Here is a 1,124-nt window from a genome sequence, read left to right as displayed (position 1 = left end):
CTAGGGCCTGTTCTGTGTCGGGATCAGGACTCGTGATCGACTGGGTGATGGCGGTCGTACTGGGTAGAAATTCCGTGTGCCGCGACGTGAATTGAGCGATGCCGACTGGGAGTTGGTCAGCCCTCACCTGCCGATCGGGGAGTACGGCCCCTACCCGGAGCACCTGCGTGATCAGCTGGAAGGGATCGTCTGGCGGTTCCGCACCGGCAGTCCGTGGCGGGATGTGCCGGAGGCGTTCGGGTCCTGGTCCTGGGTCTACGGCCGGTTCGCCCAGTGGCGCGACGCGGGGGTGTTCGCCGCGATGCTGGAGGCTGTGATCGCCGAGGCCGCCCGCCGCGGGCAGGCGGACCTGTCGCTGGTCAGCGTGGATTCCACGACCGCCCGCGCTCATCACGACGCGGCCGGCATGGTCGTGGACGAGGAGGTCCTGGCCGCGCTGGAGAAGGCCGCCGAGACCGAAAAGGGGGCACGCGAAAGGGGCGGAAGCGGCGCAAGCAGCAGGTCGCAGCCGGGTCGGTGACCCCGGCCGGGGAATCCGAGCAGGATCCGGAGTGTGAGGCCCGCCGTCGGCTGCGGTGCCGACGGCGGGCTCGGTTGAAAGCGGCGGCCCTGGGCCGATCGCGCGGCGGGTTGACCTGCAAGGTCCACCTGTCGGCCGACCGGCAGTGCCGTCCGCTGTCGTTCGTGATCACCCCCGGGCAGGCCGCCGACAGCCCGCAGTTCACGGCGGTGCTGGCCAGGGTCAGGGTGCGCGGGCCGGTCGGGCGACCGCGCACCCGCCCGGACGCCGTGGCCGGCGACAAGGCGTACTCTTCCCGCGCGAACCGCGCCCACCTGCGGAAACGGAAGATCAAGGCGGTGATCCCGGAGAAGGCGGACCAGGCCGCCAATCGGAGGAAGAGAGGCTCGAAGGGCGGGCGCCCGGTCTCGCACGACGCCGAGCTGTACAAAGCCCGCAACAGTGTGGAGCGCTGCATCAACAAGATCAAGGACTGGCGAGGGCTGGCCACACGCTTCGACAAGAAGCCCGAAAGCTACACGGCAGGGCTCGAGCTGCGCGGCGCAGTCATCTGGCTGCGCAGCCTCCGCCCCGCCACGTGATCACGACACAGAACAGGCCCTAG

At 69.9% G+C, this 1,124-nt stretch carries 1 pseudogene; it reads left to right on the top strand.

Annotated features, from left to right (window positions below):
- The first annotated feature begins 76 nt into the window (after window positions 1–76).
- A pseudogene (locus ACN6LD_RS42230) lies at window positions 77–1,101 on the top strand (IS5 family transposase).
- Window positions 1,102–1,124 lie beyond the last annotated feature (23 nt).

The organism is Streptomyces sp. SAS_272 (genome assembly GCF_052543235.1).
The sequence above is the reverse complement of the archived record's forward strand: the minus strand, read 5'-3'. Positions and strand labels throughout refer to the sequence as shown.